Genomic DNA, 6,710 nt, shown 5'->3' with positions numbered 1-6,710 from the left:
TCAAGACCCCAAGTCAGTCAGGCGCAGAGTCAGGACGACCGCTGCGGGACTCCCACCACCATCATCACTGTCAGGCGGCGGGTGCCGCGCGGCGGCGCGCGGCACGTGCCGTGGTGGCGCGGGCGGCGACCCCGGCCGGCACGACGAGCCGCTGCAGGAGCGCGAAGACGCCGTCGATCAGGAGAGCCAGGACCACGACGACGAGGGAGGCGCCGAGGATCTGCGCGAAGTTGCGCAACTGGATGCCCTGCAGAATCGGGAAACCCAGTCCGCCGAGACCGACGTAGGCGGCGATCGTGACGGTCGACACGACCTGCAGGGTGGCCGAGCGCAGGCCGCCGAGGAGCAGCGGGAGCCCGAGCGGGACCTCGATACGCCACAGGATCTGCCACTCGGTCATCCCCACCGCCCGGCCAGCAGCGATGACGTGGCGGTCGATCGCCTCGAACCCGGCGTAGGCCCCCGCGAGGATCGACGGGATCGCCAGCAGCACGAAGGCGAACACCGCCGCCTCGGTCTTGTGCAGCACACCGACCACCAGCACCAGCAGCGACACGAGGCCGAGCGACGGCAGAGCGCGCGCGGCGCCGGCGATGCCCACGGCGAGCTCCCGCCCACGACCGGTGTGCCCGATCAGCCATCCCAGCGGGATCGCGATGACCGCGGCGAGCGCCACGGATCCGAACGTGAAGGCGAGATGCTGCGCGATCGCCAGCGGCAACGGGACAGACCCGGCGAGTCGTTCCGGCGAGAAGATCCAGGCCAGGGCCTCGGCGAACAGGTTCATGCGATCGCCGCCTGCGGTCGGTGGCCCGCCCGCTCGCGCCTGTTCGACTGCCACGGCATCAGCAGGCGCCCTGCGATCACGAGCAGCAGGTCGATGAGCAACGCGATCGCCGCGACCGCGACGACGCCGGCGAGGATCTCTTCGACGATGCGCCGCTGAAAGCCGTTGGTGAACAGGTAGCCGAGGTTCTGCACCCCGATCAGGATGCCGACGGTGGCGAGCGAGATCGTGGAGGTGGCCGTGACCCGCAGACCTGCCAACAGCACCGGACCGGCCAGCGGGAGATCGACGGCCCAGAACCGCCGCCACGGTCCGAAGCCGACCGCGACCGCCGAGGCCCGGACAGCCGGGTCCACCGAGACCAGGCCGTCGGTCACCGAGCGGGTCATGATCGCCACGCCGTAGATCGTCAGCGCCACGACGAGGTTCGCCTCGGCCTGGTAGGGGATGCCGAGCACAGCCGACAGCAGCGCGAACAGCCCGAGCGACGGCACGGTGTAGAGCAGGCCGATCACCGTGAGCACGCCGCCGCGCAGGCGTGTGTAGCGGAAGGCGAGCCAGCCGATCGGCACCGCGATCACGAACGACAGCACGATCGGCACGATGCTCTGTCGCAGGTGGTCGAGCGCGAGACCGCCGATGAGCCCGAGGTTGTCGATCACCCAGTCCACGGAGCGCTCCCGGCGTCGTCGTCGACCAGCACACCCTGGGTGCGGCCAGCGCTGTCGACCAGCACCGGCCCCCGCGGCGTCTGCTTGACCCGCAGCGCCCGCGCCCCGCGGTCGACCCCGACGATGCTGGCGACGAAGTCCGACGCCGGGGACTCGATGATCTCGCTCGGGCTGCCGACCTGGGCGATGCGGGCGCCCTTCTCGAGGATCACCACCTGATCGCCGAGCAGGAAGGCCTCGTCGATGTCATGGGTGACGAACACGACCGTCTTCTCGAGCTCGCGCTGCAGCCGGACCGTCTCGGCCTGCAACTCCTTGCGGACGATCGGGTCGACCGCCCCGAAGGGCTCGTCCATCAACAGGATGTTGGGATCGCCAGCGAGTCCGCGGGCGACTCCGACGCGCTGCTGCTGGCCGCCGGAGAGCTGACGCGGGTAGCGCTGCGCGAGGGACCGGTCGAGCCCCACGACGTCCATGAGCTCCCGCGCGCGTTCCCTGGCCGCCCGGCGCGGAACGCCCTGCAGGACGGGCACCGTGGCGATGTTGTCGATCACGGTGAAGTGCGGGAGCAGACCGGAGTTCTGCATCACGTACCCGATCCCGCGGCGCAGCTGCACGGCATCGCGTTCGCGGATGTTCTCGCCGTCGATGGTGACGTCGCCCGATGTCGGCTCGACCAGGCGGTTGATCATGCGCAGCAGCGTGGTCTTGCCGCAGCCCGACGAGCCGACGAAGACCGTGGTGCGCCGCGCCGGGATGAGCAGGCTGAAGTCGTCGACGGCGAGGGTGCCGTCTTCGAACCGTTTTGTCACGGAGCGGAACTCGATCGCCATGGGACCTCCCGTCGGTCCCTCCACACAAGCACAGGTCACCGACACCCGCACCCCGGTCCGGCACACGGCGTCACCCCCGGGCGGCCGGCGATGCCGCCCCGTCGGTCACTCGCGGACCGGCTCGCCCCAGTAGTCGCATGCGTTGTCGGCGAACGCGAGGGGCACGAGGACCGACGACACCATGCCGTGCTCCTCGCTCTCGAACGCCACGGCGCACGTCCCGCTCACCGACGCGAGCGTGGTGTAGGCGTTGTCGTACGAGAAGTCCGGCTCCTCCTTGTAGACCTCCAGGAACACCGCGATCGGCTCGTTGAGGGCCGCGACGACCTCCTCCTGGTGCTCCGGCGCGATTCCCTCGATGCTCTCGGAGTGTGCGAGCGCGTAGCGCTCCCGCTCCTGCGCGCCGTCCATCGGAATGGACAGCGATGCACCCGGCTCGAGCTCGACTCCGACGCTGACGCTCGTGCCCGTCAACGGATACATGCAGCGCCCCTCCGGCGGGTCGTCGTGATAGGTCTCCCACCCGATGGCGCACGGTGCGGAACCCGCCGCGTAGACCGCCCACGCCCGGAAGTACAGATTCGAGGAGAGCGTGCGCCGTGTCATCGTGTTGACGACCTCGACCGTCAGCTCGCTGTCGACCGCCGCGGCCGCCTGCCCGGCCTGGTCGCCCGCGACGGGGATGAACCCCGCCCGCGCATCGAGGTGGTAGGCGACCTCGAACGTGTCGCCGTCGTCCGTCTCGTACGCGAGCCGGCCCTCCCACGTCGGGAACACCTGGTCCGGAGCGGGCGTGACCTCCGCCGCCGGCGCGGTCGCCTGGGCGGGCGCTGTCGGTGCCGCCTCCGGCTCGGTGTTGCCGACGTCCGCCGGTGCGCATGCTGAGAGCATCAACACACCGGCCAGCGCAGCGCACGCCGTCGCCGCGCCGGGTCTGCGACGCCCCGGATGCGCTGCACCCGGCCGCGATCGGATAGCTCGCCGAAAATCCCCCATGGCTGTCCTCCCCCTGGACCTCTGCCACTCGCGATCCGGTCGCCGGATCGCCCCCGTGAAACCCTACCCGGTTCCCGCCCCGCCGCCGGTCCGCCGACGTCACACGGCGCCGCGGCACCTGTGGTCCGCCGCTCGTCCGCTGCGGGGCCCGCTGCCGCTAGCCTGGGGAGGTGAGCGATGACGGCGGAACGGACCTCCGTGCACGCCTGGACGCCCCCATCCAGCGCGCGACAGCCATCACCCGTCGCACGATGCGCGCGTTCCCGGTTCGCGTGTGGCGGCACTTCCTTCAGCACAACGGCTTTCTCCTCGCCGCGAGCCTGAGCTACCAGTCGCTCTTCGCGATGTTCGCCACCATCTACACCGCGTTCGCCATCGTGGGGGTATGGCTCGGCGCGAGCCCGGTGGCCATCGCCCGGATGATCGACATCGTCAACTCCTCGATCCCGGGCCTCATCAGCGCCCAGGGGCTGGTGAGCCCGACCGACGTCGCCACGGTCGCGCGGGAGAGCACGGGCGTGCTGGCCGCGACCGGTGCGGTTGCGGTGTTCGTGGCGGTGTGGACGGCGATCGGCTTCGTCACCTTCGCCCGCCGGGCCGTGCGCGACATCTTCGGGCTGCCGTTCGACCGCACCAGCTACTTCGTCCTCAAGGGGAAGGACTTCCTCACCGCGCTCTTCTTCGGTCTCGCCCAGGTGGTCGGAGCGGCTCTGGGCGCGATCGGCACGGGTGCCCTCCGGCGTCTGCTGCAGGTCCTGGGGGCGGACGACATCTCGCTGTGGGTGAACATCCTGAGTCAGGTCGTGTCCGTGCTGGTCGCGTTCGCGATCAACGCCACGGCGCTGGCGATGCTCTATCGCTTCCTCGTCGGCACGCGCCTGCCCTGGGCCCTGATCTGGCCCGGGGCGCTCATCGGCGGCGCAGCCCTGGCGGTGCTGCAGGTGGGCGCCGGCCTGCTGGTGCTCTACTCGCCGAGCAACCCGCTGCTCGGCACGTTCTCGGTGATCATCGGCTTCCTGCTGTGGCTCCGCGTGATCGGCGTGGTGATCCTCGTCGCGTCGTCGTGGATCGCCGTGGCCGCGACGGATCGCGACGTGCCCCTGCTGCCGGACGACGAGGTGCAGCAGCGCATCCAGGAGCTCCACGCGATCGAGACGGCCGCGCGCGTGCGCCTGCGGGAGGCCGACGCGGCCCTGGCCGACGCGCCGTGGTTTCGGCGTCCCGCGCTGCGCCGGGCGGTGCGCGATGCGGAGGACGACCTGGACAGCGCGCTCGTCGAGCTGGCAGAGGCCGAGAGCACGCGCCTCAAGACCGCCCGGCCGCGCCCCGGGCTGCTGCGCGACCTCTGAGCCCTCCCGAGGGTCCCGCACCAGCACCCCGATGGATGTCCGCGGCGACCGTTAGCCTGGATGCATGGCCCATCTTCGCGTCGCGAGCGTCAACGTCAACGGCATCCGTGCGGCCGTCCGCAACGGCATGCACACCTGGTTCGAGAACGCGGGGGTCGACATCCTGACCCTGCAGGAGGTGCGTGGCGCCGACGAGCACCTCGCCGAGGCGTTCCCCGGCTGGTCGATCCTGCACGACCCGGCGAGCGCCAAGGGGCGTGCCGGGGTGGCGATCGTGAGCCGCGAGCCGGCGCTCGCGGTGCGCACCGCGTTCGGCGACGACGACTTCGACTCGAAGGGCCGCTGGATCGAGGCCGACTTCGAGCTGGGCGGGCAGCCGTTCACCGTCGTCAGCGCCTATGTGCACACCGGCGAGGCCGACCACCCCCGGCAGGAGGAGAAGTGGCGGTTCCTCGACGCCTTCGAGCGTCGTCTCCCCGAGCTCGCCGCAGACGACGCCCTCGCCGTCGTCACCGGTGACCTCAATGTGGGTCACCGCGAGCTCGACATCAAGAACTGGCGCGGAAACCAGAAGAAGGCCGGATTCCTGCCCCGCGAGCGGTCATACTTCGACCGCTTCCTCGGCGAGCGCGACGCCGTGGTCGCGTGCGTCGACGGCACGCCCGGCACGGGGCTCGGCTGGGTCGACGTCGGCCGCCGTCACCACGGCGAGGTCGACGGACCGTACACCTGGTGGACCTACCGTGGCCAGGCGTTCGACAACGACGCCGGCTGGCGCATCGACTACCACCTCGCCACCCCGCCGCTGGCGGAGCGCGCGTCCGGCTACCACGTCGCTCGCGCCGAGACGTACGCGGAGCGCTGGAGTGACCACTCCCCCGTGGTCGTCGACTACGCGCACTGACGCACCACGGCAGGCAGAGGGCACCAGAACCGGCAGTTCTCCCCGGTTGCTGCCTGTTCTGGCGCTCTCTGCCTGTTCCGGTGCGTGACCCGAATGCCCAGCAGAACCGCCATAGGATGGACGGATGACCAAAGCCCGCCTCTTCTCCGGTATGCAGCCCTCCGCCGACTCCCTCCAGGCCGGCAACTACATCGGGGCGCTGCTGCAGTGGCGCGGACTTCAGGACACCTACGACGCCTTCTTCTGCGTCGTCGATCTGCACGCCCTCACCCAGCCGAACGACCCCGCGGAGCTGCGCGACAAGACCCGCCGCACGGCCGCGCAGTACATCGCCGGCGGCATCGAGCCGTCGCGGTCGACCCTGTACGTGCAGTCGCAGGTGAGCGCGCACGCCGAGCTCGCCTGGATCCTCTCCACCCTCACCGGGTTCGGCGAGGCCGGGCGCATGACGCAGTTCAAGGACAAGTCGCAGCGCTACGGGTCTGATGCCACGACCGTCGGCCTGTTCACCTACCCCGTGCTGATGGCGGCCGACATCCTGCTCTATCAGGCCGATGTCGTGCCGGTCGGGGACGATCAGAAGCAGCATGTCGAGCTGACCCGAGACCTCGCGGAGCGTTTCAACGCGCGCTACGGCCAGACCTTCCGCGTGCCGAACCCGATGATCCAGCAGGAGACCGGCCGCATCTACGACCTGCAGAACCCGACGTCGAAGATGTCCAAGTCGGCGGAGAGCGACGCGGGGGTGCTGTGGCTGCTCGATGACCCGTCGACGTCGGCGAAGAAGATCATGCGCGCCGTGACCGACAACGAGGGGTCGGTGCGCTACGACCGTGAGAACAAGCCGGGCGTGTCCAATCTCCTGACGATCTACGCGGCCCTCACCGGCCGTCAGGTCGCCTCGATCGAGGACGAGTATGCCGGGCGCGGCTACGGCGACTTCAAGAAGGGCCTCGCCGACGTGGTGGTCGGAGAGTTCGGGCCGGTGCGCCAGCGCGCCCTGGAACTGCTCGATGACCCCGCCGAGTTCGATCGCATTCTCGCCGAGAACGCGGCCAAGGCCGAGGAAGTGGCCGGCGCGACCCTCGACGCCGTCTATGACCGAATGGGCCTGTTGCGCCGCGGCTGAGCGCAGCGCTGCGATCCCCCTTCAGACGCCAGAAAGAGACC

General features: G+C 70.3%; 7 protein-coding genes. 3 read left to right on the top strand and 4 right to left on the bottom strand.

Annotated features, from left to right (window positions below):
- Window positions 1-70: 70 nt before the first annotated feature.
- The 4 genes from AC3RXY_RS15470 to AC3RXY_RS15455 all read right to left on the bottom strand — a co-directional run bounded on the left by AC3RXY_RS15470 (window position 71) and on the right by AC3RXY_RS15455 (window position 3,182).
- Window positions 71-787 carry an ABC transporter permease gene (locus tag AC3RXY_RS15470; RefSeq protein WP_491511815.1) on the bottom strand — a complete coding sequence of 239 codons (717 nt, stop codon included), beginning with the start codon at window positions 785-787 and terminating at the stop codon, window positions 71-73.
- Complete coding sequence (locus tag AC3RXY_RS15465; protein WP_491511814.1) at window positions 784-1,458, bottom strand: ABC transporter permease; 675 nt, start codon at window positions 1,456-1,458, stop codon at window positions 784-786. Before AC3RXY_RS15465 ends, AC3RXY_RS15470 begins: the two co-directional genes overlap by 4 nt.
- Window positions 1,446-2,291, bottom strand: coding sequence for an ABC transporter ATP-binding protein (locus AC3RXY_RS15460; RefSeq protein WP_491511813.1), 846 nt, complete (start codon window positions 2,289-2,291; stop codon window positions 1,446-1,448). The genes AC3RXY_RS15465 and AC3RXY_RS15460 overlap by 13 nt, the downstream gene beginning before the upstream one ends.
- Window positions 2,292-2,396: 105 nt before the next feature.
- Window positions 2,397-3,182 carry a hypothetical protein gene (locus tag AC3RXY_RS15455; protein WP_491511812.1) on the bottom strand — a complete coding sequence of 262 codons (786 nt, stop codon included), beginning with the start codon at window positions 3,180-3,182 and terminating at the stop codon, window positions 2,397-2,399.
- A 275-nt stretch (window positions 3,183-3,457) separates the two neighbouring features.
- Here AC3RXY_RS15455 and AC3RXY_RS15450 point away from each other — a divergent pair, with 275 nt between their 5' ends.
- From AC3RXY_RS15450 to trpS, 3 genes are all read left to right on the top strand, one after another.
- Window positions 3,458-4,636 (top strand): YihY/virulence factor BrkB family protein, encoded by a 1,179-nt coding sequence (locus AC3RXY_RS15450; protein WP_491511811.1) that lies wholly within the window; start codon window positions 3,458-3,460, stop codon window positions 4,634-4,636.
- Window positions 4,637-4,700: 64 nt separating this feature from the next.
- Window positions 4,701-5,540 (top strand): exodeoxyribonuclease III, encoded by an 840-nt coding sequence (locus AC3RXY_RS15445; RefSeq protein ID WP_491511810.1) that lies wholly within the window; start codon window positions 4,701-4,703, stop codon window positions 5,538-5,540.
- A gap of 124 nt (window positions 5,541-5,664) precedes the next feature.
- Complete coding sequence (gene trpS / locus AC3RXY_RS15440) at window positions 5,665-6,669, top strand: tryptophan--tRNA ligase (protein WP_491511809.1); 1,005 nt, start codon at window positions 5,665-5,667, stop codon at window positions 6,667-6,669.
- The last annotated feature ends 41 nt before the right edge of the window (window positions 6,670-6,710 follow it).

It is taken from the genome of Microbacterium longlingense (assembly GCF_058349825.2).
The sequence above is the reverse complement of the archived record's forward strand: the minus strand, read 5'-3'. Positions and strand labels throughout refer to the sequence as shown.

Coding starts and splice junctions, on each gene's coding strand:
- trpS (WP_491511809.1), top strand. CDS start 5,665: ATGACCAAAGCCCGCCTCTTCTCCGGTATGCAGCCCTCCGCCGACTCC.
- AC3RXY_RS15455 (WP_491511812.1), bottom strand. CDS start 3,182: ATGCTCTCAGCATGCGCACCGGCGGACGTCGGCAACACCGAGCCGGAG.
- AC3RXY_RS15470 (WP_491511815.1), bottom strand. CDS start 787: ATGAACCTGTTCGCCGAGGCCCTGGCCTGGATCTTCTCGCCGGAACGA.
- AC3RXY_RS15445 (WP_491511810.1), top strand. CDS start 4,701: ATGGCCCATCTTCGCGTCGCGAGCGTCAACGTCAACGGCATCCGTGCG.
- AC3RXY_RS15460 (WP_491511813.1), bottom strand. CDS start 2,291: ATGGCGATCGAGTTCCGCTCCGTGACAAAACGGTTCGAAGACGGCACC.